The sequence below is a fragment of the Moorena sp. SIO3I6 genome (assembly GCF_010672095.1).
Map to the genome: position 1 here is coordinate 1 of NZ_JAAHHU010001245.1, position 1,503 is coordinate 1,503.

At 44.7% G+C, this 1,503-nt stretch carries 1 protein-coding gene; it reads left to right on the top strand.

Going from position 1 to position 1,503, the window contains the following annotated elements; translation table 11 throughout:
• The coding region (locus tag F6K49_RS48195) for a PP2C family serine/threonine-protein phosphatase (RefSeq protein WP_293109718.1) at window positions 1–1,358 on the top strand (1,358 nt) is incomplete at its 5' end.
• Window positions 1,359–1,503: the final 145 nt, after the last annotated feature.

Below are 1,503 nucleotides of genomic sequence, written 5' to 3' on the forward strand. Positions count from 1 at the left end.
TGGGAACAACCTTGGTCATGGCTAGAACCCATGCCCATGAAATATACATTACCCATGTCGGGGATAGCAGAATCTATTGGGTGAGTCGCCATGGTTGTCACCAAGTTACTCTAGATGATGATTTAGCCACAAGAGAAGTGCGGCTTGGATATACCCTTTACCGACATGCTCTACAACAACCAACATCTGGTGCCCTAGTCCAAGCGTTAGGGATGGGTTCATCAACCACACTACACCCGACTGTACAGCGCTTGGTGTTGGATGAAGATTGTGTGTTTCTGCTGTGTTCTGATGGTCTTAGTGACAATGACCGAGTCGAGCAGTACTGGGAAACAGAAATCCTGCCCATTCTCGACGGTCAAATTGATATCAAAAAAGCAGCAGAACGAATCATTGAACTTGCTAATACCAAAAACGGACACGACAATGTCACGGTGGGGTTGATTTACTGTCAAGTCACACCAAGCCAGCCTTCGATGCCCATCCAACTATCACCCCCACAGCTAGAATCCATTGGCAATCTCGAGACCAACAATACTCTAATGTTAAACGTTAAGAGTGATCAGCAACCCGCTTCTATTGATGAACAAAAAACAGCGTTGCTCACACTTAACCTCATGGAAGAGGGGGATGCATCTGGTGACCAAAATCCTCATTATTCAGCTTCAACCTCTCCTGAGAAGACTGGCAAACTGTTGTTGGGAATATTCGTGCTTTTGGTGTTAGGGGGGGTAGTCGTTTATCTGTTGAGTCCAGTGTTGAGTCTAAAGGCGAGTGGACAGATAAATCGCTTCCTGAGTGGGGTTTTTAGTCTTGGTAAGGGGCAAGAACTAACCGGTTCTAAAACCACCCCTACACAGAGTCCAGAAACTAAAGCTATCCCAGGACAAACTCCTGAGTCCGTGACCCTTGCTAAGCCAGCTGCCTTAATTAAAAACCAAGATATTATTAGAACAGTGGGTCAAACTGTACAACTTTTGGTTAACCCTGAAAAGCAATCAATCCTTGGGAGAGTTCCTGCTGGTAGCGTTTTGCAGGTTATTGCCAGAAAAAGGTATCCTCAGGAAGAGACTTGGTGGATTAAATTAAGAGTTTGCTCACCCGGAACCAACACAACTGATATTCCATCGGATCAAATGGCTAGCTCCCCCAAAGTTGGCTCATCCTCAGTACCGTTAAACTCTAAGCAGACTAAACCCTCTGCTACCTTGGTGTCACAGGGACAGGAAGGGTGGATAAGAGAAAAGGAGATTTTACCTATGATGGCTCGTGATTTTACACCAACCCCAACACAAGCCAGTCAATGTCAGAAAAATACCCCTCCGTCTAATTCCCCTAGACCTATTCAATCTCCGTAAGTCTTGAGCAAGTAGTCAAAAGCTTATCGCTTTTAAGTTAATGCTCACCAAAGCTTTCTGACTAACCACTCAACTCCTCAACTAAGAACTGAAAACTAATGATGTCCTATTAATGACCAATTCCTCATTATTGATAGCGCCAATA